This window comes from Streptomyces prasinopilosus, from assembly GCF_001419695.1.
GTDB lineage: Bacteria > Actinomycetota > Actinomycetes > Streptomycetales > Streptomycetaceae > Streptomyces > Streptomyces prasinopilosus.
In genome coordinates, this window is the sequence record NZ_LIRG01000011.1 from 1 (window position 1) to 24,597 (window position 24,597).

At 73.0% G+C, this 24,597-nt stretch carries 24 protein-coding genes and 1 pseudogene; 16 read left to right on the forward strand and 9 right to left on the reverse strand.

Features of this window, described 5'->3' with window-relative positions:
- Window positions 1-64 precede the first annotated feature (64 nt).
- Together AOK18_RS00715 and AOK18_RS00720 are read left to right on the forward strand one after the other, a co-directional pair.
- Entirely contained in the window at window positions 65-745 is a 681-nt protein-coding gene (locus tag AOK18_RS00715) for a DUF4166 domain-containing protein (protein ID WP_055571050.1), read from the forward strand.
- On the forward strand, window positions 742-1,383 hold the full coding sequence (locus AOK18_RS00720) for a TetR/AcrR family transcriptional regulator (RefSeq protein ID WP_055692966.1): 642 nt from the start codon (window positions 742-744) through the stop codon (window positions 1,381-1,383). The genes AOK18_RS00715 and AOK18_RS00720 overlap by 4 nt, the downstream gene beginning before the upstream one ends.
- Before the next feature lie 48 nt (window positions 1,384-1,431).
- Here the strand turns inward: AOK18_RS00720 and AOK18_RS00725 are convergent, their stop codons facing one another.
- On the reverse strand, window positions 1,432-1,743 hold the full coding sequence (locus AOK18_RS00725) for an MTH1187 family thiamine-binding protein (RefSeq protein WP_055692967.1): 312 nt from the start codon (window positions 1,741-1,743) through the stop codon (window positions 1,432-1,434).
- Complete coding sequence (locus AOK18_RS00730; protein ID WP_055571053.1) at window positions 1,740-2,084, reverse strand: DUF3817 domain-containing protein; 345 nt, start codon at window positions 2,082-2,084, stop codon at window positions 1,740-1,742. The genes AOK18_RS00725 and AOK18_RS00730 overlap by 4 nt, the downstream gene beginning before the upstream one ends.
- Before the next feature lie 271 nt (window positions 2,085-2,355).
- On the opposite strand from AOK18_RS00730, the gene AOK18_RS00735 reads away from it, so the two are divergent.
- From AOK18_RS00735 to AOK18_RS00750, 4 genes are all read left to right on the forward strand, one after another.
- A complete protein-coding gene (locus AOK18_RS00735) occupies window positions 2,356-2,988 on the forward strand; it encodes an AIM24 family protein (protein WP_055571054.1) in 633 nt (210 codons plus the stop codon).
- A 1-nt stretch (window position 2,989) separates the two neighbouring features.
- On the forward strand, window positions 2,990-3,640 hold the full coding sequence (locus tag AOK18_RS00740) for an AIM24 family protein (protein ID WP_055571055.1): 651 nt from the start codon (window positions 2,990-2,992) through the stop codon (window positions 3,638-3,640).
- A complete protein-coding gene (locus AOK18_RS00745; RefSeq protein WP_055692968.1) occupies window positions 3,637-4,449 on the forward strand; it encodes an AIM24 family protein in 813 nt (270 codons plus the stop codon). The genes AOK18_RS00740 and AOK18_RS00745 overlap by 4 nt, the downstream gene beginning before the upstream one ends.
- Before the next feature lie 101 nt (window positions 4,450-4,550).
- Window positions 4,551-5,027, forward strand: a complete 477-nt coding sequence (locus tag AOK18_RS00750; protein WP_055571057.1) for a MarR family winged helix-turn-helix transcriptional regulator — start codon at window positions 4,551-4,553, stop codon at window positions 5,025-5,027.
- Between the two features lie 73 nt (window positions 5,028-5,100).
- Here AOK18_RS00750 and AOK18_RS00755 read toward each other — a convergent pair whose 3' ends face one another.
- Window positions 5,101-6,627 (reverse strand): sensor histidine kinase, encoded by a 1,527-nt coding sequence (locus tag AOK18_RS00755; RefSeq protein WP_055692969.1) that lies wholly within the window; start codon window positions 6,625-6,627, stop codon window positions 5,101-5,103.
- A complete protein-coding gene (locus tag AOK18_RS00760; protein ID WP_055571094.1) occupies window positions 6,624-7,346 on the reverse strand; it encodes a response regulator transcription factor in 723 nt (240 codons plus the stop codon). The genes AOK18_RS00755 and AOK18_RS00760 overlap by 4 nt, the downstream gene beginning before the upstream one ends.
- Window positions 7,347-7,462: 116 nt before the next feature.
- On the opposite strand from AOK18_RS00760, the gene AOK18_RS00765 reads away from it, so the two are divergent.
- Window positions 7,463-8,251, forward strand: coding sequence for a PepSY domain-containing protein (locus tag AOK18_RS00765; RefSeq protein ID WP_055692970.1), 789 nt, complete (start codon window positions 7,463-7,465; stop codon window positions 8,249-8,251).
- A gap of 147 nt (window positions 8,252-8,398) precedes the next feature.
- Here the strand turns inward: AOK18_RS00765 and meaB are convergent, their stop codons facing one another.
- Both meaB and AOK18_RS00775 read right to left on the reverse strand, forming a co-directional pair.
- Entirely contained in the window at window positions 8,399-9,355 is a 957-nt protein-coding gene (gene meaB / locus AOK18_RS00770; RefSeq protein ID WP_055571060.1) for a methylmalonyl Co-A mutase-associated GTPase MeaB, read from the reverse strand.
- Window positions 9,356-9,448: 93 nt separating this feature from the next.
- Complete coding sequence (locus AOK18_RS00775; protein WP_099048816.1) at window positions 9,449-10,672, reverse strand: acetyl-CoA C-acetyltransferase; 1,224 nt, start codon at window positions 10,670-10,672, stop codon at window positions 9,449-9,451.
- A gap of 147 nt (window positions 10,673-10,819) precedes the next feature.
- Between AOK18_RS00775 and mce the strand changes: the two genes are divergently transcribed.
- The 7 genes from mce (at window position 10,820) to AOK18_RS00810 (ending at window position 20,701) form a co-directional block, all read left to right on the forward strand.
- Window positions 10,820-11,260: a methylmalonyl-CoA epimerase gene (mce, locus tag AOK18_RS00780; protein WP_055571062.1), complete on the forward strand. Its 441-nt coding sequence runs from the start codon at window positions 10,820-10,822 to the stop codon at window positions 11,258-11,260.
- Window positions 11,261-11,529: 269 nt separating this feature from the next.
- Entirely contained in the window at window positions 11,530-15,378 is a 3,849-nt protein-coding gene (gene scy / locus AOK18_RS00785) for a polarized growth protein Scy (RefSeq protein ID WP_055692972.1), read from the forward strand.
- A gap of 235 nt (window positions 15,379-15,613) precedes the next feature.
- On the forward strand, window positions 15,614-16,549 hold the full coding sequence (locus AOK18_RS00790) for a coiled-coil domain-containing protein (protein WP_055571064.1): 936 nt from the start codon (window positions 15,614-15,616) through the stop codon (window positions 16,547-16,549).
- Window positions 16,550-16,650: 101 nt separating this feature from the next.
- On the forward strand, window positions 16,651-17,604 hold the full coding sequence (locus tag AOK18_RS00795; protein ID WP_055692973.1) for an ABC transporter ATP-binding protein: 954 nt from the start codon (window positions 16,651-16,653) through the stop codon (window positions 17,602-17,604).
- 2 nt (window positions 17,605-17,606) lie between these two features.
- Entirely contained in the window at window positions 17,607-18,377 is a 771-nt protein-coding gene (locus AOK18_RS00800) for an ABC transporter permease (RefSeq protein ID WP_055692974.1), read from the forward strand.
- A 132-nt stretch (window positions 18,378-18,509) separates the two neighbouring features.
- Window positions 18,510-19,799, forward strand: a complete 1,290-nt coding sequence (locus AOK18_RS00805; protein WP_055692975.1) for an ABC transporter ATP-binding protein — start codon at window positions 18,510-18,512, stop codon at window positions 19,797-19,799.
- Window positions 19,796-20,701: an ABC-2 transporter permease gene (locus AOK18_RS00810; protein WP_055692976.1), complete on the forward strand. Its 906-nt coding sequence runs from the start codon at window positions 19,796-19,798 to the stop codon at window positions 20,699-20,701. Before AOK18_RS00805 ends, AOK18_RS00810 begins: the two co-directional genes overlap by 4 nt.
- 59 nt (window positions 20,702-20,760) lie before the next feature.
- Here AOK18_RS00810 and AOK18_RS00815 read toward each other — a convergent pair whose 3' ends face one another.
- Entirely contained in the window at window positions 20,761-21,093 is a 333-nt protein-coding gene (locus AOK18_RS00815) for a hypothetical protein (protein ID WP_055692977.1), read from the reverse strand.
- 242 nt (window positions 21,094-21,335) lie between these two features.
- On the opposite strand from AOK18_RS00815, the gene AOK18_RS00820 reads away from it, so the two are divergent.
- Window positions 21,336-22,373 (forward strand): LLM class flavin-dependent oxidoreductase, encoded by a 1,038-nt coding sequence (locus tag AOK18_RS00820; RefSeq protein ID WP_055692978.1) that lies wholly within the window; start codon window positions 21,336-21,338, stop codon window positions 22,371-22,373.
- A gap of 87 nt (window positions 22,374-22,460) precedes the next feature.
- On the opposite strand, the gene AOK18_RS00825 is transcribed toward AOK18_RS00820, so the two are convergent.
- Entirely contained in the window at window positions 22,461-22,853 is a 393-nt protein-coding gene (locus tag AOK18_RS00825; protein WP_055571070.1) for an SCO5389 family protein, read from the reverse strand.
- Between the two features lie 366 nt (window positions 22,854-23,219).
- On the opposite strand from AOK18_RS00825, the gene nucS reads away from it, so the two are divergent.
- Window positions 23,220-23,891: an endonuclease NucS gene (gene nucS, locus AOK18_RS00830; RefSeq protein ID WP_055571071.1), complete on the forward strand. Its 672-nt coding sequence runs from the start codon at window positions 23,220-23,222 to the stop codon at window positions 23,889-23,891.
- Window positions 23,892-23,978: 87 nt separating this feature from the next.
- Here the strand turns inward: nucS and AOK18_RS00835 are convergent.
- Window positions 23,979-24,597 (reverse strand): annotated as a pseudogene (locus AOK18_RS00835) (ATP-binding protein); the annotation flags it as partial.

The window sequence follows — 24,597 nt, forward strand, 5'->3', positions numbered from 1 at the left end:
CTCCGGGGTGTGCGGCAGCCCCGGCCCGCCCGCCGCGGCTGCCGCACACCCCGGAGACCCCGCGATGACCTCGATCTTCCGCACCGTGATGGGCGCCGACTTCGACCGCCTCCACCCCGCGCTGCGACGCCGCTTCTCCGTCGGCCTGACCAGCGGCGAGGCCTGTACGGGCCACGGCGTGATGGACCGCGTCTGGCACGGCGGCGCCTTCGTGAAGCCGTTCCTGGCACTCGGCGCGACCCGGAACATCCTGGTCCCCCGGCAGGGCCGGCACGTCCCCTTCACCATCGAGAACGTGCCGTACACCGACGGCTTCGGCCGTGAGACGGTGAGCTTCGTGCGCACCTTCCACCTGCCCGGCCGCCCCCGCCGCTTCGACGCCCAGATGGTGCTCGGCCCCCGGGGCGACCGCATCGTCGACTACCTCGGCACCCACCAGCACCTCGCCACCGACCTGCGCCTGCGCGCGGAACCCGACGGCTCCCTGCTGATCCGCTCGGGCGGGCACCGCTTCCGGGAGGGACCGGTGGACGTGCGCGTGCCCGAGATCCTCGGCGCGCGGGCCGAGGTGCGCGAGTCCTACGACGAACGCGCCGGCCGCTTCCGGATCCGGGTCGACGTCACCCACCGCCGCTTCGGGCCGCTCTTCGGCTACGAGGGCTCCTTCACCGCCGTCTACGGCGACGTCCGCGCGTGCGGGGTGCGCCCCGGCCTGCGCCCGGTCCGCGAGGAGCCGCGCGCGTGAGCCCCGCCGACGGCACCCGGACGAAGCTGCTGGAGGGCGCCCTGCGCACGCTCGCCGAGCAGGGCATCGCCAAGGTCTCGGCGCGGGCCATCGCGACCACGGCCGGGGTCAACCAGGCGCTGGTCTTCTACCACTTCGGCTCGGTGGACGAACTGCTCTCCGCCGCCTGCCGCCACGGCGCCGAGCAGCGGGTCGCCCGCCACCGCGACCGTCTCGCCGAGGTCGGCTCCCTCACGGAGCTCCTCGCCTTCGGGCGGGAGATGCACGAGGAGGAGCGCGCGGCGGGCCAGGTGGCCCTGCTCGGGCAGCTGCTGGCCGGCGCCCAGACCCACGACCGGCTGAAGGCGGCGACGTCGGCGGGGCTCGACCTGTGGATCGCGGAGATCGAGAAGGTCCTCGAACGGGTGCTGCCCGGCACCCCGTTCGGCGAGTTCGCCGACTCCGGCGGGCTCGCCCGCGCGGTGGCGGCGTCCTTCGTCGGCCTCGAACTGTACGAGGGGGTGGATCCGGCGGGCGCGGGCGCGGCCCTGGACGCCCTGGAGCAGCTCGGGGTGCTCGTCGCCGCCCTGGACGGTCTCGGCCCGGTCGCCCACCGCGCGGTCCGCCACCACCTGCGCCGCGCGGCCGGACGCGGGTGAGGCGCGGGGCGGCGGTGCCGCCCCGCGCCTCACCCGTTCCGCCTCCGGCTACCGGCTCTCGTCCGCGTCCGGGGCCAGGTACCGCTCGACGGTGGCGACCTTGGAGGTGAGCCCGTCCTCGGTCCCGGGCCGGATGTCCGCCTTGAGGACCAGGGACACCCGCGGGGCCCGCGCCTCGACCGCCGCCACGGCGCGCCTCACGACGTCCATCACCTCGTCCCATTCGCCCTCGACCGAGGTGAACATGGCGTCGGTGCGGTTCGGCAGCCCGGACTCGCGGACCACCCGCACGGCGTCGGCGACGTACTCCCCCACGTCCTCGCCGACGCCGAGGGGCGTCACGGAGAAGGCGACGATCACGCGCTCACGACCCCTTCCTTGCGGGCGCGGGACGCGATCACCGCGTCCTCGGTCTCCCGCTTGAGCCGGCGCTCGGCGAAGAAGCCGCCGGCGGGCAGGCACGACATCAGGAAGTAGAAGGCGGCGGTCTTCAGCGGCCACTTGGCGCGGTTCCAGGCGTCGGCCCAGAAGAGCACGTACACGACGAAGAGGAACCCGTGGACCGCACCCAGCACCGGGACGGCGTTGAACTCCGTGGTCCGCTTCAGGACCGAGGCCACGAGGAGCAGCAGGAACGAGATCGCCTCGGGGGCCGATACCAGGCGGAGGCGGCGGAGGGCACTGGCGGTCTTGAGGTCCACGGATCACCTTCGGTGGGAGAGACAGCGGTGTCTACGAGTCGTACCGGGCCCGGCGGCCCGATCCGTTGCCCTGTGCCTGACGCTTTGTGAACGCACGCACAAGCGCTCGCCCATTGTGGCAAACGGCGTCCGCGATCACCGGAGGGGGTCCGGATTCGGCACGGCGCGGACGGGGAGCGCCGGACGGGCCCCGGGGGGATCCTCGGGGCATACATCCCCCTGAAGGGCCTTTTACGGCGACGGGGCTGCGGTTACCGTCACACGCGTGGCGATGTTCCGACTTCAGAGCAGCAAGGTGCTCGCCGTCGAGATGACCGGGGACGCCGTGAGGGCGAAGAACGGCTCGATGGTCGCGTACGACGGCGATATGGCGTTCCGGAAGCTGACCGGCGGCGGGGAGGGCGTCCGGGGGATGGTGACCCGGCGGCTGACCGGTGAGCAGATGACGGTGATGGAGGTGAAGGGCCGCGGCACCTGCTGGTTCGCGGACCGCGCCTCCGACATCAACCTGGTCGGGCTCCGGGGGGACACGCTCCACGTGGAGTCGAGCAACCTGCTGGCGACCGAGGGCGGTCTGCGCACGGGGACCGGTTTCACCGGTCTGCGCGGCGCCGCGCAGGGCAACGGGCTGTTCACGACCACCGTCGAGGGGCACGGCCAGGTGGCGATCATGTCGGACGGGCCCGCGGTGCTGCTCCGGGTCGCTCCGCAGTACCCGCTGACCGTCGACCCCGGCGCCTACGTGGCCCACCAGGGCGATCTCCGCCGGTCCCTCCAGTCCGGGGTGACGTTCCGCACGCTGCTCGGCGAGGGCGGCGGCGAGGCGTTCCAGATGCGGTTCGAGGGCGACGGGCTGGTGTACGTCCAGCCCAGCGAGCGGAACACGATCGGGGGAGACGTCTGACATGCCCTTCCGGGAGATCAACTCGAAGGTCGTCGAGGCGACCGTGGCGCCCGGCCGGCGGTTGTTCAGCCAGCGCGGCGCGATGCTCGCCCACCGGGGCGAGATCACCTTCACCCCCAGCACGGCGGGCGGCCAGGGCGGACTCCGGTCGATGATCGGCCGGCGGGTGGCGGGCGAGGACACCCCCCTGATGACCGTCGAGGGCAGCGGCACGGTCCTGTTCGGGCACGGCGGCCACCACGTGCAGGTGATCGACCTCTCCGGGGACACCCTGTACGTCGAGGCGGACCGCCTGCTGGCGTTCGAGGACACGCTGGAGCAGGGCACGGTGTTCCTGGGCTCGCAGGGCGGGGTGAGGGGCATGGTCCGGGGCCGGGTCTCCGGGCAGGGCCTGTTCACCACCACGCTCAGGGGGCACGGCTCGGTGGCGGTGATGGCGCACGGGGGCGTGATCGAGATCCCGGTCACGCCGCAGCGCCCGGTCCACGTCGACCCGCAGGCCTACGTCGCCCATCACGGCGAGGTCCGCAACAAGCTGTCCACGGCGCTCGGCTGGCGGGACATGGTGGGACGCGGCTCCGGCGAGGCGTTCCAGCTGGAGCTCAGCGGCAGCGGCGCGGTGTACGTCCAGGCCTCGGAGGAGAAGCTGTGAGCACCCACGGAACCCCGGGCACCGGACCGCGGTCCGGCGTCACGGTCCACGACCCGACCACCCTGCCGTCCGATGACAACGTCGACCCCTACACCTTCTGCGTGGAGCTCTCCGGAAGCCGGTGGTTCCTGCAGAAGGGGAAGATGATCGCCTACTACGGGACGATCGAGTTCAACGGCGTCGGGCACGGCCGGCTCGACCGACTTGTCCGCACGTCGTTCCATTCGCCTCTGCACGCGAGCGACTGGGTCGTGGCGGAGGGCTCGGGCAGGATGCTGCTCGCCGACCGGGCGTTCGATGTGAATTCGTATGACCTCGAGGACGGCAATCTGACCATTCGCTCGGGCAATCTGCTTGCTTTTCAGCCAAGTCTGTCGCTGAAGCAGTCGATCGTGCCGGGTTTCCTGACGCTCCTCGGAACCGGAAAGTTCGTGGCCGTCTCCAACGGCCCGGTGGTGTTCATGGAACCCCCGCTCCGGGTGGACCCCCAGGCGCTGGTCGGGTGGGCGGACTGCCCCTCCCCGTGCCACCACTACGACCACGGGTACCTGACCGGCGTCCTGGGCGGTCTACGTGCGCTGACGGGCCTCGGCGGGGCCTCCGGCGAGGAGCACCAGCTCGAGTTCGTCGGGGCCGGCACCGTGCTGCTGCAGTCGTCCGAGTCGCTGCTCCCGGAGCAGGCCGCGGGGGCCGCTCCGCAGCAGGCCGGGGTGCCCGGCGGCGGAGGGCCCGGAGCGCACGGGCAGGCTGCGGGGGCACCGCGCCTTCCCGGACAGCTGGGAGACCTCCAGCGTCGCTTCGGGCTGTGAGCGGTAGTCTGCGGAGTGTGACTTCGAACGCGTGCACGCCGTCACCGTCACAGGAAACCTCCCACTAGTTCGCCTTTCAACTTCTTAGGTAGACTTCATTCATGGAGACCGAGACGGCCACGCGCTGGCTGACCAATGCGGAGCAGTGCGCCTGGCGCACCCACCTGGAGGTCAACAGGCTGTTGACGTACCAGCTCGAGAAGGACCTGCAGCCCTTCGGCCTGACGATGAACGACTACGAGATCCTGGTGAACCTCTCCGAGTCGGAGGACCGCCGGATGCGGATGAGCGACCTCGCCGCCGCCACCCTCCAGTCCAAGAGCCGGCTCTCCCACCAGGTGACCCGCCTGGAGAACGCGGACCTGGTCCGGCGGCAGCACTGCGAGTCCGACCGGCGCGGCCTCTTCGCCGTCCTCACCGACCACGGCATGGAGACCATGCAGAAGGTCTCGCCCCATCACGTGGCGTCGGTCCGCCGGCACTTCATCGACCTGCTCTCACCCGAGGCCCTGGACGAGCTGGACCGGGCCCTGAAGCCCGTCGCGGAGCACCTGCGCGACCAGCGCGGGCGCTTCTGACCCGGCGCCCGGACGGACCACCGGCCCGGACGGCCGGTGGTCCGTCCGGGTGAAAAGGTTCCACCCGTCCGGGTCAGGTCGTCGGGGCGAGCGGCAGACGGAGGGTGAACAGGGCTCCGCCCGAGGGTGCCGCGCCGGCCGTGAGCGTCCCGCCGTGCCGTACCGCGACGTCCCGTGCGATGGCGAGGCCCAGACCGGCCCCGCCGTCGTCGCGGCTGCGGGCGGCGTCCAGCCGGACGAACCGCTCGAAGATCCGCTCCCGGTCGGCCTCGGCCACCCCGTCGCCGTCGTCGGCGACCGTGAGCACCGCCCAGTCGCCCTCCCGCCGCACGGTCACCGAGACCGTCTCGCGGGCGTGCCGGCGTCCGTTGTCGAGCAGGTTGCCGAGCACCCGGCCCAGCTGTCCCCGCGACCCGGCCACCTCCGCCGGTTCCGCGTCCACGGTCACCCCCGTCCGCCCCGCCACCTCCTCGCGGGCCAGCGCGGCCAGGTCGACCCGCGCGTCGACGGGCCGCTCCCCCGCGTCCAGCCGGGCGAGCAGCAGCAGGTCGGCGGCGAGGTGCTGGAGCCGCACGGTGTCCTCGACGGCGCCGTCCAGGTCGAGGAGCTCGGGATGGGCGGCGGCCACCTCCAGCTGGGTGCGCAGGGAGGCGATCGGGCTGCGCAGCTCGTGCGAGGCGTCGGCGACGAACCGCCGCTGCCGCTCCACGGACGCCTCCAGGGCGGCGAGCGTCTCGTTGGTGGTGCGGGCGAGCCGCGCGATCTCGTCGTGGGTCCCCGGTTCCGGGACCCGGCGCGTGAGGTCCTCGGACGCGGTGATCGCGGCCATCTCCTCGCGGATGCCGGCGACCGGGCGCAGGGCGCGCCCGGTGACCACCCAGGTCATCCCGGCGACCAGCGCCGCCAGCAGCGGGAAGCCGATCAGCATCACGGTCAGCGCGGTGCGTACGGCGCTGTGCTCGGCGGCCAGCGGGGCCCCCGCGTGGACGGTGAGCAGACCCCGGTCGTGGGTGCGCACGTCGACGGCCGCGAAGCGGTAGTCCGCCGTGTCGTCGTCCACGGTCGCGGCGCCGCTGCCGAAGGTGGTCTGCCGGCCGGTCTCGCCGGGGGCGAGGGACGGTGCGGACTCCTCGGCCTCCGGCGTGCTCGCGGTGCGGGGCACCTCGGTGTCGTCGTCATCGTCGTCGTCGTCATCGTCGTCATCGTCGTCCTCCCGGGCCGGCACCGACGGCGGGGCGGACGCCGGCGCGGAGGGCGAGGGCGACGGGGAGGACGACGGGCGGGCCTCGACCTGGTCGGTGGCCGTGCCGCTGATCCACTGCAGGTCCTCGGTGGCCGCGACCAGGTTCCCGTCCTCGTCGACGACCTGCACGGGCCCGGACTTGCTGTCCAGCCCCGACAGCTGGTCGTACGGGGTCCGCGCGGCGAGTTCGGCGGCGACCGCCCGCGCCGTGCCCTCCGCCTGGGTGCCCGCCTCGGCGGTCAGGTTGGCGCGCAGCGCCTGCAGGACCGCGGCGCCCGTGACGAAGAGGGCCGCCACGACCACGAGCGTGGCGCCGAGCGTCGCCCGCGAGCGGACCGAGCCGAACAGGCGGCTCACCGCGCCGTCTCCAGCCGGTACCCGGCGCCGCGCACCGTCCGGATCAGCCCGGCGCGCAGCTTGCGGCGCAGGGCGCTGACGTAGACCTCGACGATGTTCGGGTCGCCCTCGTAGGCGAAGTCCCAGACGTGCTCCAGGATCTCCGGCTTGGACACCACCTCGCCGGCCCGCAGCACCAGCTGTTCGAGCACGGAGAACTCCTTGGCGGTGAGCGTCACCTCGTCCCCGGCCAGGAAGACCCGGCGGGCGGCGGTGTCCATCCTCAGGTCCCCGAGCACATGCACCGGCGAGGCCCCGGCGCCCTGTCCCCGGCGGCGCAGCAGCGCCTTCACCCGGGCGACGAGGACGACGTAGGAGAACGGCTTGGTGAGGTAGTCGTCGGCGCCGGTGTCCAGGCCCTCGGCCTCGTCGTACTCGCCGTCCTTGGCGGTGAGCATCAGGATCGGCACGTCGTGTCCGGCGGCGCGCAGGGCGGCGCAGACGCGGTAGCCGTTGAGGCCGGGCAGCATGATGTCGAGGATCACCAGGTCGTACGTGCCCTCCGTGGCCCGGTGCAGGCCCTCCCGGCCGTCGTGGACGACGTCCACGGCGTATCCCTCGGCGGTCAGTCCCCTCGCGAGGGACAGGGCCAGCCGCTTCTCGTCCTCGACTATCAGCAATCGGGAGGGGCGGCGCGAAGGGCCTCCGGCAGGGTGGTGGGGGGCGACGGGTGGGCGCATGCGCACCAGGGTCGCAGAGCGAACCTGAAGATCACTTCAGGCGGTTTCAGGTTCCCCTCAGCATCGATCGGCGAGATTGGGGACATCGAAAACACAGCGATCGGGGAGGAACCCACATGAAGCGCAACGTCGTGATCGCCGCCATCACCGCCGCCGCACTGGTCGGCGGAGGCACGGCGACGGCCATCGCGGTCTCGGGGGACGACGAGCCGGCGAGCACGCGGCAGGTGGACACGTGGGCGTCCGACGGGGAGCGCGACGACCGGCGCGACGACGGTGACGACGACCGCGACGACGACGGCGACGACCGCGACGACCTGGACGACGACGCCCGGGCGCTCTCCGCGGACGTGAGCGCCGCCGAGGCCGTCTCCGCCGCGCTGAAGCACCGGCCGGGCACCGCGGTCTCCGTCGAGATGGACGACGACGATGACGACGGCGAGCACCGCGGCAGGGCCGCCTGGGAGGTCGGCGTCCTCGGCGGCGGCGACACCCGGTACAGCGTGTGGATCGACCCGGACAGCGGCAAGGTGCTGGGCTCGGAGCGGGACGACGACGATGACGACGACGCCGCCGGGGTGCGCGCCGCGCTCAAGGGCACGTCGGTGACGGCCGGGGAGGCCGCGAAGGCGGCGGCCGCCGAGGGCACCGTGACGTCGGTGGACCTGGACGACGACGGGCCCCGCGGCGAGGCGGCCTGGGAGGTCGAAACGGTCACCGCCGGCGGGGACGACCGGGAGTGGCGGGTCGCCCCGGACAACGGCGAGGTCACCGCGGACGGCGACGCTTCGGACGACCGGGACGACCGGGACGACCGGGACGACGACGGGCGTGACGACGACGGCGACGACCGCGACGACGCCGATGACCGGAACGACGACCGCGACGACCGCGACGACCGCTGAGCGGAGATCCGGGCGGACCGCTGGGCCGGTCGCGTGAACGGACGGGGCGGTGCGGGCCATCCGGCCCGCACCGCCCTCCGCCGTACCCGGTCCGCCGTACCCGGTCCGCCGGTCCCCGCGGACCGGCGCCCGCGCCCCGGTCCCGCCTCAGCCCCGCGTCAGCCCCGCCACCAGTTCGTCCGCCGCGCGGTACGGGTCCAGCTCGCCGCCGATGATCCGTTCCGCCAGCGCGCCCAGGCGGCGGTCGCCGTGCAGGTCGCCGATGCGTTCCCGCAGGGTCGTGACGGCGATCGTCTCGACCTCGCGGGCCGCGCGGGCCAGCCGGCGCTCCGCCAGGACCCCGCGCTCCTCCATCCACGCGTGGTGCTTCTCCAGGGCCTCGACGACCTCGTCGACTCCCTCCCCGCGCGAGGCGACGGTCTTGACGATCGGCGGCCGCCAGTCGCCGGGAGCCCGGGACTCGCCGAGGCTCAGCATGTGGTTCAGCTCCCGGGCGGTGGCGTCCGCGCCGTCGCGGTCGGCCTTGTTGACGACGTAGACGTCGCCGATCTCCAGGATTCCGGCCTTGGCCGCCTGGATCCCGTCGCCCATGCCGGGCGCGAGGAGCACCACCGACGTGTCGGCCTGGGAGGCGATCTCCACCTCCGACTGGCCGACGCCGACCGTCTCCACCAGGACCACGTCGCAGCCGGCCGCGTCGAGGACGCGGATGGCCTGCGGCGCGGACCAGGCGAGGCCGCCCAGGTGGCCGCGGGTCGCCATGGAGCGGATGTAGACCCCGGGGTCGGAGGCGTGCTCCGACATCCGGACCCGGTCGCCGAGCAGCGCGCCGCCGGAGAACGGCGAGGACGGGTCGACGGCCAGGACGCCGACCCGCTTGCCCTGCCTGCGGTACGCGCTCACCAGCGCCGAGGTGGACGTCGACTTGCCGACGCCCGGCGACCCCGTCAGGCCGACCACGTACGCGTTGCCGGTCAGCGGCGCCAGGGCCGCCATGACCTCCCTCAGTTGCGGGGACGCCCCCTCCACCAGGGAGATCAGCCGGGCCACGGCACGCGGCGCACCCTCCCTGGCCCGTGCCACCAGAGTGGAGACGTCCTGCATCACTGCTCCGTTCACAAGTAGGGACCTGCCGTACGGGCCTGCCGTACGGGCCCGCCGCGGGGATCCGCCCCGAACGGCGGCCGGGCGGCCTGCTCAGGCCTTGGGCACCCGCACGATCAGCGCGTCACCCTGTCCGCCGCCGCCGCACAGCGCCGCCGCGCCGACGCCGCCGCCGCGCCGCTTCAGCTCCAGCGCCAGGTGCAGCACCAGACGGGCGCCGGACATGCCGATCGGGTGCCCCAGGGCGATGGCGCCGCCGTTGACGTTCACCTTCTCCGTGGACACGCCGAGGTCCTTCATCGACTGCACGGCCACCGCCGCGAAGGCCTCGTTGATCTCGACGAGGTCGAGGTCGGAGACCTCCAGGCCCTCCTTCTTCAGGGCGTGGGCGATCGCGTTGGACGGCTGCGACTGCAGGGAGTTGTCGGGTCCCGCCACGTTGCCGTGGGCGCCGATCTCGGCGATCCACTCGAGGCCGAGCTCCTGCGCCTTGGCCTTGCTCATCACGACCACGGCCGCCGCGCCGTCCGAGATCTGCGAGGAGGAGCCGGCGGTGATCGTGCCGTCCTTGGCGAACGCGGGACGCAGCCTGCCCAGCGACTCGGCGGTGGTGTCGGCGCGGATGCCCTCGTCCTGGCTGAAGAGGACCGGGTCGCCCTTGCGCTGCGGGATCTCCACGGGGGTGATCTCCGCCGCGAAGAGGCCGTTCTTCTGCGCGGCGGCGGCCCGCTGGTGGGACAGGGCGGCGATCTCGTCCTGCTCCCGGCGGCCGATGCCCAGGCGGGTGTTGTGCTTCTCGGTGGACTCGCCCATGGCGACGTTCTCGAAGGAGTCGGTCAGACCGTCGTGCGCCATGGCGTCGATCATCTGGACCGCGCCGTACTTGAAGCCCTCGCGGGACTTCGGCAGCAGGTGCGGGGCGTTGGTCATGGACTCCTGGCCGCCGGCCACGACCACGTCGAACTCGCCGGCCCGGATCAGCTGGTCGGCCAGCGCGATCGCGTCGAGGCCGGACAGGCACACCTTGTTGATGGTGAGCGCCGGGACGTTCATCGGGATGCCGGCCTTGACGGCCGCCTGGCGTGCCGGGATCTGCCCCGCCCCGGCCTGGAGCACCTGCCCCATGATCACGTACTGGACCTGGTCGCCGCCGATCCCCGCACGGTCGAGGGCGGCCTTGATCGCGAAGCCGCCGAGGTCGGCTCCGGAGAAGGACTTGAGCGAGCCGAGCAGCCGGCCCATCGGGGTCCGGGCGCCCGCGACGATCACGGACGTCGTGCCGTTCGCTGCGGATGGTGCGGAGGATGCGGAAGTCATGAGATGCGATCCCCTTCCGGCTGCACAGCCGAGGAGTGAACGAGGGTTTACTTCGAATGTACTGAGCTGCGGTCCGCCCCGTCATCGGGCCGTCGGTGTGATCGCGCGCACGTTGCGTAACCGTCCGGGGACCGTTCCACTGAATCCATGCTGACGCGAATCGACCACATCGGAATCGCCTGCCGCGACCTCGACGCGACCGTGGAGTTCTACCGGGCCACCTACGGCTTCGAGGTGTTCCACTCCGAGGTCAACGAGGAGCAGGGCGTGCGCGAGGCCATGCTGAAGATCAACGAGACCTCGGACGGGGGTGCTTCCTACCTCCAACTGCTGGAGCCGACCCGGGAGGACTCCACCGTCGCGAAGTGGCTCGCGAAGAACGGCGAGGGGGTGCACCACATCGCCTTCGGCACGGCGGACGTCGACGCCGAGGCCGCCGCGATCGGGGACAAGGGCGTACGCGTCCTGTACGAAGAGCCCCGGCGCGGCTCCATGGGGTCACGGATCACCTTCCTGCACCCCAAGGACTGTCATGGCGTACTGACAGAACTGGTCACTTCGGCGCCCGTTGAGTCACCTGAGCACTGACCCACGTACATAAGGGCCGGTAGGGTTGGGTGCGGTCGCCGCTCGATCCAGGGCGATCATGTCCTGCCGTCAGAAAGCCGACGACTGCCTCCGTTCGGGTGGGCGTCGCCGGTCCTGGCAGCAGGGCGCACCGGGGTCCGGGTTTCGAGGGGCGCGCGCGGGGGTAGCGGCGCATGCTCCTCCGTTGATCTGACACCATTCCCCGGGGGTCCCGTCCGGCGGACGGGACCCGGCCAGAGTTGCGACCAGGGGACGGATGGGACCGCGCAGTGCGGGGCTACGAGAGCCAGGAGCGAGATCCGGCGGCTGACGTCGACCACCTCTCTCGGTTCGAAGCCGAGATGAAGCGGCTGAAGACCGAGCGGGAAAAGGCGATCCAGCACGCCGACGACCTCGGCTACCAGGTCGAGGTGCTGCGCGCCAAGTTGCACGAGGCGCGGCGCACCATCATGTCCCGGCCCGCCTACGAGGGCGGCGACCTCGGCTACCAGGCCGAGCAGTTGCTGCGCAACGCGCAGGTGCAGGCCGACCAGCTCCGCGCGGACGCGGAGCGCGAGCTGAGCCAGGTGCGGGCGCAGACCCAGCGGATCCTCCAGGAGCACGCCGAGCAGGCGGCCCGGCTCCAGTCGGAGCTGCACCAGGAGGCGGTGACCCGGCGCCAGCAGCTCGACCAGGAGCTGGCGGAGCGCAGGCAGACCGTCGAGTCGCACGTCAACGAGAACGTGGCGTGGGCCGAGCAGGTGCGGGCCCGTTCCGAGCAGCAGGCCCGCCGGCTGCTCGACGAGTCCCGCGCGGAGGCCGAGCAGGCACTGGCCGCCGCCCGCGCGGAGGCCGAACGGGTGACCGCCGAGGCCCGTCACCGGCTGCGCAGCGAGGCCGAGGCGGCCCGCGCGGAGGCCGACCAGACGCTGCGCCGGGCCCGCGCGGACGCCGAGCGGCTGCTGGCCGCCGCCTCCACGCAGGCCCAGGAGGCCGCGGACCACGCCGAGCAGGTGCGGTCGGCGGCGGTCGGCGAGTCGGAGTCCACCCGCCGCGAGGCCCAGGAGCTCACCAAGGCCGCCGAGCAGCGTATGTCCGCCGCCGAGGAGGCGCTGCGCGAGGCCCGCGCCGAGGCGGAGAAGGTGCTCGCCGAGGCCAAGGAGGCCGCGGCGAAGGCGCTCGCCTCCGCCGAGTCCGCCAACGAGACCCGTACCCGCACGGCCAAGGAGCAGGTCGCCCGGCTGGTCAGCGAGGCCACCAAGGAGGCCGAGACCACCAAGGCGGACGCCGAGCAGGTCGTCGCGGACGCCCGCGCGGAGGCGGAGAAGATCGTCGCGGAGGCCGCCGAGAAGGCCCGCACGATCACCGCCGAGGAGAGCGCCACCCAGCTGTCGAAGGCGGCCAGGACCGCCGAGGAGGTGCTCAACAAGGCGTCGGAGGACGCCAAGCGGACCACCAGGGAGGCGGCCGAGGAGGCCGAGCGGATCCGCCGCGAGGCCGAGGCGGAGGCGGACCGGCTGCGCGCCGAGGCGCACGACATCGCCACGCAGCTCAAGGGTGCGGCGAAGGACGACACCAAGGAGTACCGCGCCAAGACGGTCGAGCTCCAGGAGGAGGCCCGCCGGCTGCGCGGCGAGGCCGAGCACCTGCGGGCCGACGCGGTCGCCGAGGGCGAGAAGATCCGCGCGGAGGCCCGTAAGCAGGCCGTGGCGCAGATCGAGGAGGCCGCCCGGTCCGCCGAGGAACTGCTGTCCAAGGCGAAGGCGGACGCGGACGAGCTGCGCTCCACCGCGCAGGCGGACAGCGAGAAGGTCCGCACCGAGGCCATCGAGCGCGCCACGACGCTGCGCCGGCAGGCCGAGGAGACGCTGGAGCGCACCCGCAAGGAGACGGAGCAGCACCGCGCGCAGGCCGCCGAGCAGGCCGACGCGCTCAAGGAGGACGCCGAACGGGCCGCGCGCGAACTCCGGGAGGAGACCGAGCGGGCCGTCGCCGCGCGCCGCGCGGAGGCCGACGAGGAGCTGACCCGGCTGCATGCGGAGGCCGGGGAGCGGCTCGCCTCGGCCGAGCAGGCGCTGAGCGACGCCCGCGAGGAGGCGGCCCGGATCCGCCGCGAGGCGGCGGACGAGGCCGAACGGCTGCGCACCGAGGCCGCCGAGCGGAGCCGTTCGCTGCGCCAGCAGGCGGAGGCGGAGGCCGAGCGGCTGCGCGACGAGGCCGCGGCGGACGCGGCGGCGTCCCGCGCCGAGGGCGAGTCCGTGGCCGTGCAGCTGCGGTCGGAGGCCTCGGCCGAGGCCGAGCGGCTGAAGACGGAGGCGCAGGAGAGCGCCGACCGGGTGCGGGCCGAGGCGCGGGCCGCCGCCGAGCGGCTCGGCGCGGAGGCGCAGGAGACGCTGGCGGGCGCGCAGGAGGAGGCCGCCCGGCGCCGGCGCGAGGCCGAGGAGCTGCTGGGCGCGGCCCGCACGGAGGCCGACCAGGAGCGTGAGCGGGCCCGGGAGCAGAGCGAGGAGCTGCTGGCCTCGGCCCGCAAGCGGGTGGAGGAGGCGCAGGCCGAGGCCGTACGGCTGGTCGAGGAGGCCGACCGGCGCGCCACGGAGATGGTGGCGGCGGCCGAGCAGAACGCCCAGCAGGTGCGGGACGCGGTCGCGGGGCTGCAGGAGCAGGCGCAGGACGAGATCACCGGGCTGCGCCAGGCCGCCGAGCACGCGGCGGACCGCATGCGCCGCGAGGCGGAGGAGGAGTCCGACCGGGTCCGGTCCGACGCCTACGCGGAGCGGGAGCGGGCCGGCGAGGACGCCGCCCGGATGCGGCGCGAGGCGCAGGAGGAGACGGAGGCCGCCAAGGCGCTCGCCGAGCGCACGGTGTCCGAGGCGATCACCGAGGCGGAGCGGGTCCGTTCGGAGGTATCCGAGCAGGCCCTGCGGATGCGTACGGAGGCGTCGGACACGGTCGCCGAGGCCGAGCGGAACGCGTCGCGCACCCGGGCCGAGGCCCGGGAGGACGCCAACCGGATCCGTTCGGACGCGGCGGCCCAGGTGGACACCCTCATCACGGAGGCCCGCGGGGAGGCGGAGCGGCTCACCGCGGAGACGGCCGCGGAGACCGACCGGCTGCGGACGGAGGCGGTGGCCAAGGCCGAGAAGCTGATCTCGGACGCGTCCGGTGACGCGGAGCGGCTGCGGGCCGAGGCGGCCCGGGCGGTCGGTTCGGCGCAGCAGCACGCGGAGCGGGTCCGCACCGAGTCCGCGCGGGTCGAGGCCGACGCGGAGCGGGAGGCGGAGCGGCTGGTGACGTCCGCGCGCGAGGAGGCCGAGCGCACCCTCGACGAGGCCCGCCAGGAGGCCAACAAGCGGCGTTCGGAGGCGGCCGAGCAGGTCGACACGCTCATCACGGAGACCGCCGCCGAGGCGGACAAGCTGCTCGCCGAGGCGCAGCAGCAGGCGCAGAAGACCACCGCGGAGGCGGAGGCCCAGGCCGACTCGATGGTCGGCGCGGCCCGCACGGAGGCCGACCGGCTCGTCGCCGCGGCGACCGTCGAGGGCAACTCCCGGGTGGAGAAGTCCCGTGCGGACGCGGACGAGCTGCTGATCGGGGCGCGCCGGGACGCGACCCGCATCAGGGAGCGCGCCGAGGAGCTGCGGGACCGGATCACCGGTGAGATCGAGGAGCTGCACGAGCGGGCCCGCCGTGAGGCGGCCGAGACGATGAAGTCCACCGGCGACCGCTGCGACGCGCTGATCAAGGCGGCCGAGGAGCAGCTGGCCAAGGCGCAGGCGAAGGCCAAGGAGATCGTGTCCGAGGCCAACTCCGAGGCGGGCAAGGTGCGTATCGCCGCGGTGAAGAAGGCCGAGGGGCTCCTGAAGGAGGCCGAGCAGAAGAAGGCCACGCTGGTCAAGGAGGCCGAGGAGCTGAAGGCCGAGGCGATCCGCGAGGCGCGGGCCACGGTCGAGGAGGGCAAGCGCGAGCTGGAGGTCCTGGTGCGCCGGCGCGAGGACATCAACGCCGAGATCTCGCGTGTGCAGGACGTCCTGGAGGCGCTGGAGTCGTTCGAGGCGCCGGGCGGCGGCAAGGACCACGGGGTGAAGGCCGCCGCGGCGGCCGGTCCCCCCGGCCAGCGGGGCAAGTCCTCGGACGGCTAGGATCGTCGAGGACGAACCGGGCAGAAGTCTTCGATGACGTGCGAAACCCCCTGTCGGCAGGTGAAATCCCTTGCCGGCCAGGGGGTTTGGGCATGCACTTGGCAAGCACTCCGGTGGTCAGCCACTCAAAAGGGGTGTCATTCTCCGTATCAAACGTGCATCCGCTCGATGACACAGCGCTTCGGCGCCTAGGATTCCCCCTATCACCTCACCGGTCTCATTCGACAGGAACCCCATGAGCGACACTTCCCCCTACGGCTTCGAGCTTGTGCGGCGTGGATACGACCGCGCTCAGGTGGACGAACGCATCTCCAAGCTCGTCTCCGACCGTGACAGCGCTCTCGCCCGCATCACCGCTCTGGAAAAGCGCATCGAAGAGCTCCACCTCGAGACGCAGAACGCCCAGGCCCAGGTCACCGACGCCGAGCCGTCGTACGCGGGTCTCGGCGCACGCGTGGAGAAGATCCTGCGGCTGGCCGAGGAGGAGGCGAAGGACCTCCGTGAGGAGGCCCGGCGCGCGGCCGAGCAGCACCGCGAGCTCGCCGAGTCCGCGGCCCAGCAGGTGCGCAACGACGCGGAGTCGTACTCCGCCGAGCGCAAGGCCAAGGCCGAGGACGACGGTGTCCGGATCGTCGAGAAGGCGCAGAGCGAGGCCGCGCAGCTGCGGTCGGACGCGCAGAAGGACGCCCAGTCCAAGCGTGAGGAGGCGGACGCCCTCTTCGAGGAGACCCGCGCGAAGGCCGCGCAGGCCGCCGCGGACTTCGAGACGAACCTCGCCAAGCGCCGCGAGCAGTCCGAGCGCGACCTGGCGTCGCGTCAGGCCAAGGCGGAGAAGCGTCTCGCCGAGATCGAGCACCGGGCGGAGCAGCTGCGCCTGGAGGCCGAGAAGCTGCGCACGGACGCCGAGCGCCGGGCCCGCCAGACGGTGGAGACCGCCCAGCGCCAGGCCGAGGACATCGTGGCCGACGCCAACGCCAAGGCCGACCGGATCCGTTCGGAATCCGAGCGGGAGCTGGCCGCGCTGACCAACCGCCGCGACTCCATCAACGCCCAGCTGACCAACGTCCGCGAGATGCTGGCGACGCTCACGGGCGCCGCGGTGGCCGCGGCCGGTTCGCCGGCCGACGAGGAGCCCGCCTCCCGCGGGGTTCCGGCCCAGCAGACCCGGTGACCGCCGGTTCCGGTTACCGCCCGGAGTACGGTGACTGAACATCGATGAAGCCCTCTGCCACTGAGGTGGCAGGGGGCTTTGTCCCGTTCTAGCGTGGCGGCATGATCGAGCTCGAGGGGCTGACCAAGCGGTACGGCGAGAAGGTGGCGGTCAACAATCTGACGTTCACCGTCAGACCGGGCATCGTCACGGGCTTCCTCGGTCCCAACGGCGCGGGCAAGTCCACCACCATGCGGATGATGCTGGGCCTGGACCGGCCCACCGCGGGTGACGTCCGGATCGACGGCAAGCACTACGACCGGCTCAGGGACCCGCTGAAGTACATCGGCGCCCTGCTCGACGCCAAGGCCGTGCACGGCGGCCGCACCGCCTTCAACCACCTGCTGTGCCTCGCCCGGAGCAACGGCATCCCCCGGCGGCGGGTGCACGAGGTGCTGGACACGGTGGGGCTGTCGTCGGTGGCGGGGAAGAAAGCCAAGGGGTTCTCGCTCGGCATGGGCCAGCGGCTCGGCATCGCCGGCGCGCTGCTCGGCGACCCGCGCATCCTGATGTTCGACGAGCCGGTCAACGGCCTCGACCCCGAGGGCATCCACTGGATCCGCACCCTGATGAAGACGCTGGCGGCGCAGGGCCGCACGGTCTTCGTCTCCTCCCACCTGATGAGCGAGATGGCGCTGACCGCCGACCACCTGGTCGTCATCGGGCAGGGCCGGCTGCTCGCGGACACCTCCATGGCCGATTTCATCGCGCACAACTCCCGTACTTATGTCCGGATCCGCTCTCCCCAGCGGGAGCGGCTCCTGGACGTGCTGCACGAGGCCGGCGTCACGGTCGTGGAGAGCGGGGGCGCGACGCTGGAGGTGGACGGCACCGGGGCGGAGCGGATCGGGGAGCTGGCGGCCCGGCACCGGCTGGTGCTGCACGAGCTGAGCCCGCAGCGGGCCTCCCTGGAGGAGGCGTTCATGCGGCTGACCGCGGAGTCGGTGGAGTACCACGCGCACTCCGACGCGTCCGCGTCCCCGCAGCGGTGGGGCGACGGCTGGAAGAGGGGCTGAACATGACGGCGGCGCAGGTCGTCCGGTCCGAGTGGACCAAGATCCGGTCGGTGGCGTCCACGGTGTGGACGCTCTCCCTGGCGGTGGTCGTCACCATCGCGCTCGGCATGCTGATCTCGGCCCTGTCGGCGAACGGGTTCGACGGCATGGACCCCCGGCAGCGGCTCTCCTTCGATCCGACGCTCACCAGCTTCGCCGGAATGAGTCTCGGTCAGCTGGCGATGATCGTGTTCGGGGTGCTGGTGGTGTCGAACGAGTACAGCACCGGCATGATCCGCACCTCGCTGGCGGCCGTGCCGCAGCGGGGCGTCTTCCTGGCCGGCAAGCTCGGGGTGGCGACCGCGCTCGCGCTCGTCGTGAGCACGGCCACCGCCTTCGCCGCCTTCTTTCTCGGGCAGGCGATGCTCGGCGCCCACGGGGCGTCCCTCGGGGACGACGGCGTACTGCGGGCCGTGATCGGCGGCGGCCTGTACATGACCCTGATCGCGGTGTTCTCGATGGGCGTCGCCACGATGCTGCGCTCCCCGATGCTGTCGCTGGGCATCCTGATGCCGTTCTTCTTCCTGGTCTCCGGCATCCTGGGCAACGTCGACGCGACGCGGAGGATCGGCCGGTTCCTGCCGGACCAGGCGGGCAGCAGGATCATGCGGGTGGTGGTGCCGCTCGACGACGACACCCCGTACGGGCCCTGGGGCGGCCTGGGCATCATGGTGCTGTGGGTGGTCGCGGCACTCGCCGGCGGCTACCTGCTGCTGAAGAAGCGCGACGCGTAGCGGGCGCGGGACCGCCGGGGGACGGGCCGGTTTTTACCTCGTCTTGGGCGGAACCGTCAGCCTCTCGATATCCTCCTAACCCTTACGGGGACGTGCGTCCTCGTTGTCCTGAACCTCTCGATGGGGCGGAGCATGATCGAGGCAGTCGGCCTGACCAAGCGGTACGGCGACAAAACCGCTGTGTACAACCTTTCCTTCCAGGTGCGGCCCGGCGCCGTCACCGGCTTCCTGGGCCCCAACGGCTCGGGCAAGTCGACGACGATGCGGATGATCCTCGGTCTCGACAACCCCACCGCGGGCCACGTCACGATCGGCGGTTACCCCTACCGCATGCTGCCCAACGCCGCCCGGCAGGTCGGCGCGCTGCTGGACGCCAAAGCGGTGCACGGCGGCCGGTCCGCGCGCAACCATCTGCTGAGCCTGGCCCAGCTGTCCGGCATCCCGGCCCGCCGGGTGGACGAGGTGCTGGGCGTGGTCGGGCTGCACGAGGTGGCGCGGCGGCGTTCCAAGGGCTTCTCCCTGGGCATGGGCCAGCGGCTCGGCATCGCCGCCGCCCTGCTCGGCGACCCCCAGGTGCTGCTGTTCGACGAGCCGGTCAACGGCCTCGACCCCGAGGGCATCCTCTGGGTGCGCAACCTGATGAAGTCACTGGCCGCGGAAGGCCGCACGGTCTTCGTCTCGTCCCACCTGATGAGCGAGATGGCGCTGACCGCCGATCACCTCATCGTGATCGGGCGGGGGCAGCTGCTGTCCGACATGAGCGTGAAGGACTTCATCTCCGCGAACTCCGCCGACTTCGCGCGGGTGCGCACCCCGGACACCGAGCCGCGGCAGCGCGAGAAGCTGTCCGCCGCGCTCACCGGGGCGGGCGCCAGGGTCCTGCCCGAGCAGGACGGCGCACTGCGGGTGACGGGGCTGCCGCTGCCCCGCGTGAGCGACATCGCCCACGAGGCCGGCGTACGGCTGTGGGAGCTGTCGCCGCACCAGGCCTCGCTGGAGGAGGCGTACATGCGGATGACGCAGGGCGTGGTCGACTACCGCTCGACCACCGACCAGAGGGAGGGGTTCCACGAGCCGCTCCCGCCGGGCACGCAGCCGCCGGTGCCGGTGCCGGGCCAGGGCCAGCCCGGCTGGTACGCCCCGCCGCCGCCCGGGCAGGGCGGCCCGCACCCCGCGGCGGCGCCGGGCGTGCCGCAGGCCCCCGCGGGCCCCTACGGCGCTCCGGGCGCCTCCGGAGCGGTTCCGGGCGCACCGGTGGCCCCGGCGGCCAACCCGTACGCCCGGCCCGTACCGCGACCCGGCCGGGAGGCCGCCGCGGACGCTCCCCCGGCGGTGGCCGCGACCGCCGCTCCGGCCGCGACGCCGGCCGTCCCCGCCGGCCCGGCCGGCTCCGACGTGACCAAGCCCGAGGACGCCCGATGAGCACGCCCCAGCCCCCGACGCAGCCGGCCGCGCCCGCAGGGGAGGCGGCACCCGGCGCCGCGCACCCCGCCTTCCCGTATCCCGCCCCCGGCCCGGCGTACCCCGGTTACACCTCGCCGATCCCGGTGGTGCGCACCCACTTCGGGCACGCGCTCGCCTCCGAGTGGACGAAGATCAAGTCGGTGCGCTCCACGATGTGGACGCTGGGCGTGTTCGTGCTGCTCGTCGTCGGCGTCGGTCTGCTGACCGGTCTGGTGGTGACGAGCACCGAATCGGACCTCTCCGGCGAGTCCGCCCTGTCCCTGGGCTTCTTCGGCCTGCTCCTGGGCAGCATGTGCGTCATCACGCTGGGGGTGCTGACCACGGCCTCCGAGTACGGCACCGGCATGATCCGCACGACCATGGTCGCCTGCCCCTCGCGCGGGCGGGTGCTCCTGGCGAAGGCGCTGGTGTTCTTCCTGGTCGCGTTCGCGGTGACGCTGCTGTCCACCACGGTCGTCGCGTTCCTGCACGTGGCGATGCTGAAGGGCAACAACGCGGGGGATCCCACCGGGAACGAGTGGCTGAAGGCCACCCTCGGCATCTCGCTCTACATCGCGCTGCTCGGCACGCTCTCGCTGGCCGTCGGCTCGGTCGTCCGGCACTCGGCGGGCGCCATCACCCTCATGATCGGCGCCGTGCTCGCCCCGCTGGTGGTCGCGATGTTCATGTTCTCCTCCTCGCTGGAGGACGTGCGCACCGTGCTGTTCGAGTACTCCATCCCCAACCAGCTGAGCGTCTTCTACGCCAACTCCCTCGGCACGTCCGGCCCGTCCGGCTGGGACCCGCTGTGGATCATGACCGGGCTCACGGCCGTGGTGCTCGGCGGCGCCTTCGTGCTGCTCGGCAGGCGGGACGTGTAGGACCGCGTCCCGGGGGCCCGCCCCGGGGCGGCCGGGCGGACCCGGCGGTCCGCCGGCCCTCAGAACCTCGGCGCGTTGCGGGACCGCTGCACCCGCGTGGTGCGGCGGTCCCTGGCGTTCCAGCAGGCCTTGTGCCAGTGCCGGCGGTCGTCGGCCCCCGCGTGCTCCGGCCAGGCCACCACGTGCGGCACACCGTCCGGAATCAACTGGTCGCAGCCGGGGCAGCGGTACGCCTTGCCCCGGGCGCTGGCCCCCGCCACGTGCCGCACGTTCCACTCCTCGCCGTGCCAGCTCTCCGTGGACCGCCAGCCGCCGTAACGCCCGGCCCCGTCGTCCTCGGCGCTCCGGCCGGACGGACCGGCTCCCTTGGCTCGGTTGCGACGCGGGGACACGGGACACCTCACGGGGCTGTACGGGATGCGGGGACCGCGTCCAGCCTACGCGGGGCGGAGCCGGGTACGCGTACGGAACCGGCCCTCGCAGGCCTCCCTTCACGGTGGCGCAACACCGGCTCCAGAACCGCCCATTCTGCAGACAATCCGCAAATCCCCGGTCCCCCCGTGTCCTCGGCACGTGTCGGACGGTTATGCCCTGCGGGGGAGCTCCGCGTCGGAGCCAAGGAAGCGGGAAAGCGATGCGTGTGGGAAGTTTCGTGTTGGGCGCCCAGTTCCCCGGGCAGGGCGAAGGGGAGGCGCTGCACCGGGCGGTCCGCTGCGCCGAACTGACGGAAGAGGCGGGCCTGGACGCGGTCTGGCTGGGCGAGCACCACTTCGTGCCGTACGGCACCTGCCCGTCGGCGATCACCCTGGCGGCGTTGCTGCTCGGCCGCACCCGCCGCATCCGGGTCGGCACGGCGGTGAGCGTGCTGCCCACCGTCCACCCGGTGGCACTCGGCGAACAGGCCGCCCTGCTGCACGTCACCAGCGGCGGGCGGTTCTCGCTGGGCGTCGGGCGCGGCGGGCCGTGGGTCGACCTGGAGGTGTTCGGAGCCGGCCTGGAGGCGTACGAGCGGGGCTTCCCGGAATCGCTCGACCTGCTGGTGCGCTGGCTGAGCGAGCCGTCCGTCGCGGCCGACGGGGAGCGGTACCGCTTCCGTGAAGTGCCCGTCGTCCCGCGCCCGTCGGAGGTCCTCACCGAAGTCCCGGGTCCCGAGGTGGTGGTGGCCTGCACCTCTCCGGCGAGCGTGCGGCTCGCGGCCGAGCGCGGGCTGCCGATGCTGCTCGGCATGCACGTCGGGGACGAGGAGAAGGCCGAGATGGTCGCCCTGTGGCGGCGCCACGCACACGCCTGCGGGCGGCCGGCGCCGGAGGTCCGCAGCGCGTCCCACGTCTCGGCCGGGGTCTGCCAGATCGCCGACCGGCGCACCGACGCGGCGGAGGCGCTGCTGAAGGCGATGCCGGGCTGGCTGCGGCAGGGGCTCGGGGCCCATGTCACGGTGGACGGGCGGGAGCGGCGGATGCGCGACCCGCTGGCCTACACCGAACTGCTCTGCGGGCTGCACCCGGTGGGCCCCCCGCGGCTGTGCGCGGACCGGCTCGCCGCGACCAGCGAGCGGACCGGCATCTCGCGTTTCGCGCTGTTCGTCGAGGGGACCGGTGACCTCGCGGCGACCGAGGAGAACGTGCGGCGGCTCGGCTCGGAGGTGCTCCCCCGACTCGCCGGCAGGCCCTGAACGAGCCGGGGGCCGATGACGGCTTGCCGCCCCGGTGCGGAGAACCGCACCTCCCGCGTGCGGGACGGCAAGCGACCGGCGTGGGCCTCAGCAGTCACGCAGCTCCGGCGACTGGTTCAGCAGCTGTCCCCGGACCGAGGTGAATGTGGCAAGCCTCTCGTCGACCGAGGAGTCCAGCGGGAACACCGCCACCCGGTGGCAGTTCTGGAAGGCCAGCCGGACACCGAAGTGCCGCTGCAGTGCTCCGCGGATCGCGTCACTCGCGAGCGCACGCAGCAGCTGACCGCGTGCCTGCTCGTCCGGCGGGGGCGTCTGGTTGTCGGCGAACTCTCCGCCGTCGACCTTCAGCTGGGCCACCAGGGAACTGATCATCTCCCACGCGTAGGGCAGGGAGGTCCGGACGCAGTCGACGAAGTCAGCTTCGTCGACCTCGCCTCGCTCGGCCTGTTCGAGTAGGGCCGGTGAGACGTCGAGCGACATGGGTTCTCCTCTCGCACCCCCGCGGTGCGGGGGTTGCCTGACAGACACGGGAGCCCGCACATCAGGACACGCTGCGTACACATGTCGCGACCTCCCGTTCAATACCGTAAGCAACGGACCATGACCGCACCAGGCGAATCCCCGGATGCGGGACTTCCCGTAGGCCGGTAATCGGCCATCGCCGAACACGCGTTTTCCAGGAGATACAGGACGCGTTCCGAGGGGCCCGGGGGGCTCCTGTGAGTCGGCCGCGCGGCCCGCGCCGCTGCCGTGCGGGGCCTGCCGCGGCGCCGCGCGCGTGCGTCGGCACCGTGCCCGTGAGGGCGAATCGCATCGACCCCGGCCCGTCGAGTAGCGTTGCCGACCATGCGTCTCGTCATTGCCCGCTGTTCCGTGGACTACGCCGGGCGGCTCACCGCGCACCTGCCCTCGGCACCCCGTCTGATCCTGGTCAAGGCGGACGGCAGCGTGTCGATCCATGCCGACGACCGGGCCTACAAGCCCTTGAACTGGATGTCGCCGCCCTGTGCGCTCAAGGAGGGCACCGGCGACGAGGAAGGGGTCTGGACCGTCGTCAACAAGGCGGGCGAGAAACTCATCATCACGATGGAGGAGATCCTCCACGACTCCTCGCACGAACTGGGGGTCGATCCCGGCCTGATCAAGGACGGCGTGGAAGCGCACCTCCAGGAACTGCTGGCGGACCGCATCGAAACGCTCGGCGAGGGCTACACCCTCATCCGCCGCGAGTACATGACCGCCATCGGCCCCGTCGACATCCTCTGCCGCGACGCCGAGGGGCGGACCGTCGCCGTGGAGATCAAGCGGCGTGGTGAGATCGACGGCGTCGAGCAGCTCACGCGCTACTTGGAGCTGCTGAACCGCGATCCGCATCTCGCCCCGGTGCGCGGTGTGTTCGCCGCCCAGGAGATCAAGCCGCAGGCCCGGGTGCTCGCCACCGACCGGGGCATCGGCTGCCAGGTCCTCGACTACGACGCGCTGCGGGGCATCGAGGACGACAAGCTGCGCCTGTTCTGACCGTCGGCGCGGTGGCCGCCGCCACGGCACGCGCGAAGGGCCGGATTCCTCTCGGGAGTCCGGCCCTTCGCGTGGAGCGTGCGTCCGTCAGACCACCGTCGTCCCGGAGCCGCCGGGCGTGCCCTCGTCGCCGCTCTGCGGGGCGCTCGCCGAACCACTCGCCTGCGACTCCGTCTCCGCCGGGACGGACGGGGCGGGCCCGCTGGCGGAGTTGGACGTCTCCGGCGGCGGGGGCTCCTCATCCGTCGGCTCCTCCGTCGGCTCGGCCGTCGGTTCGGTCGGCTCCTCGGTGGGCTCCGTCGGGTCGTCCGTGGGCTCGGTCGGCTTGCCGGAGGTCGGCGGCCTGGAGGACGAGGCCGGCGGCTCGGTGGACTCCGTCGGCCCGGTACCGGTCGTCGGGTCGTCCGGTTCCTTCGTGCCGCTCGGGTCGCCCGAGGGCTCGCCCGACCCGGTGGCCGTCGGCGTCGGGTCGTCCGCGGTGCCGAGGGTGCCGTCCGGGCCGGGGTCGGTCGGCCGGCTGGTGGCGTTCCCGGTGTCGCCGTTCTCGTCGGTCCGCGGGTCGGCGCCCAGGCCGCCGTCGTCGACGCCCTGGCTCGCGGACGGGTTGACGCCGACGTCCCCCGACGGGGTGCCCGCGTCGTTCTCCGAGGTGGCGCCGAGGGTGACCACCGTGCCCAGCACGGCGACGAGCAGCGCGCCCGCGCCG

Coding starts and splice junctions, on each gene's coding strand:
- AOK18_RS00765 (WP_055692970.1), top strand. CDS start 7,463: ATGAAGCGCAACGTCGTGATCGCCGCCATCACCGCCGCCGCACTGGTC.
- AOK18_RS00805 (WP_055692975.1), top strand. CDS start 18,510: ATGATCGAGGCAGTCGGCCTGACCAAGCGGTACGGCGACAAAACCGCT.
- AOK18_RS00825 (WP_055571070.1), bottom strand. CDS start 22,853: ATGTCGCTCGACGTCTCACCGGCCCTACTCGAACAGGCCGAGCGAGGC.
- AOK18_RS00820 (WP_055692978.1), top strand. CDS start 21,336: ATGCGTGTGGGAAGTTTCGTGTTGGGCGCCCAGTTCCCCGGGCAGGGC.
- AOK18_RS00740 (WP_055571055.1), top strand. CDS start 2,990: ATGCCCTTCCGGGAGATCAACTCGAAGGTCGTCGAGGCGACCGTGGCG.
- nucS (WP_055571071.1), top strand. CDS start 23,220: ATGCGTCTCGTCATTGCCCGCTGTTCCGTGGACTACGCCGGGCGGCTC.
- mce (WP_055571062.1), top strand. CDS start 10,820: ATGCTGACGCGAATCGACCACATCGGAATCGCCTGCCGCGACCTCGAC.
- AOK18_RS00790 (WP_055571064.1), top strand. CDS start 15,614: ATGAGCGACACTTCCCCCTACGGCTTCGAGCTTGTGCGGCGTGGATAC.
- AOK18_RS00760 (WP_055571094.1), bottom strand. CDS start 7,346: ATGCGCCCACCCGTCGCCCCCCACCACCCTGCCGGAGGCCCTTCGCGC.
- AOK18_RS00750 (WP_055571057.1), top strand. CDS start 4,551: ATGGAGACCGAGACGGCCACGCGCTGGCTGACCAATGCGGAGCAGTGC.
- AOK18_RS00715 (WP_055571050.1), top strand. CDS start 65: ATGACCTCGATCTTCCGCACCGTGATGGGCGCCGACTTCGACCGCCTC.
- AOK18_RS00810 (WP_055692976.1), top strand. CDS start 19,796: ATGAGCACGCCCCAGCCCCCGACGCAGCCGGCCGCGCCCGCAGGGGAG.
- AOK18_RS00795 (WP_055692973.1), top strand. CDS start 16,651: ATGATCGAGCTCGAGGGGCTGACCAAGCGGTACGGCGAGAAGGTGGCG.
- AOK18_RS00775 (WP_099048816.1), bottom strand. CDS start 10,672: ATGACTTCCGCATCCTCCGCACCATCCGCAGCGAACGGCACGACGTCC.
- AOK18_RS00800 (WP_055692974.1), top strand. CDS start 17,607: ATGACGGCGGCGCAGGTCGTCCGGTCCGAGTGGACCAAGATCCGGTCG.
- meaB (WP_055571060.1), bottom strand. CDS start 9,355: ATGCAGGACGTCTCCACTCTGGTGGCACGGGCCAGGGAGGGTGCGCCG.
- AOK18_RS00735 (WP_055571054.1), top strand. CDS start 2,356: ATGTTCCGACTTCAGAGCAGCAAGGTGCTCGCCGTCGAGATGACCGGG.